Here is a 966-nt window from a genome sequence, read left to right on the forward strand (position 1 = left end):
TCGGGATCCTGAAGGAGCATCAGGCGGGTGCCACGGCTGCGGATCTGTGCCGCAGGCACGGGATCAGCGATGCGACGTTCTACACCTGGCGATCGAAATACGGTGGGCTGGAGGTGTTGGAAGCGCGGCGGCTCAAGGCTCTTGAAGAAGAGAACGCGAAGCTGAAGCGGCTCCTGGCGGAGAGCGTGATGGACGTCTCGACGCTGAAGGAACTGCTGGCAAAAAACTCGTGACGCCCGGTTTGCGGCGAGAGGCCGTGACCTGGGCGATCCGGGAGAAAGACTATTCGCAGCGGCGGGCCTGCCGAATCGGCATCGATCCGAAGACCTGGCGGTATGCGTCACGCCGTCCGGCCGAAGAGGCTGCACGGGTGCGCCTGCGCGAACTGGCCGCGGAGCGCCGCCGGTTTGGCTATCGGCGGCTGCATATCCTGCTCGAGCGGGAGGGGATGGCGATGAACCACAAGAAGCTGTTCCGGCTGTATCGCGAGGAAGGCTTGTCGGTCCGCAAGCGTGGTGGCCGGAAACGGGCGATGGGCACGCGCTCGCCGATGATGCTGCCCGATGGGCCAAACCAGCGCTGGAGCCTGGATTTCGTGTCGGACGCGCTGAACAGCGGACGGCGGTTCCGCGTGCTGACAGTGGTGGACGACTACACGCGCGAATGCCTGGCGCTGGTGGCGGATACGTCGTTGTCAGGCGAACGGCTCGGCCGCGAACTCGACCGGATCGGGGAACATCGCGGCTGGCCACTGATGATCGTCAGTGACAACGGCACCGAGATGACCTCGAACGTGATCCTGGCCTGGCAGGAAAAGCGGTCGGTGCTGTGGCACTATATCGCACCGGGCAAGCCGCAGCAGAACGGGTTTGTCGAGAGCTTCAACGGCCGGTTCCGCGACGAATGCCTCAACGAGCATCTGTTCCGCAACCTTACCCACGCCCGCTCGGTCATCGAGGACTGGCG

At 64.5% G+C, this 966-nt stretch carries 1 pseudogene; it reads left to right on the plus strand.

What is annotated here, in order from left to right:
- A pseudogene (locus tag HUK84_RS20065) lies at window positions 1-966 on the plus strand (IS3 family transposase); the annotation flags it as partial.

Source organism: Nguyenibacter vanlangensis (assembly GCF_013376155.1).
GTDB lineage: Bacteria > Pseudomonadota > Alphaproteobacteria > Acetobacterales > Acetobacteraceae > Gluconacetobacter > Gluconacetobacter vanlangensis.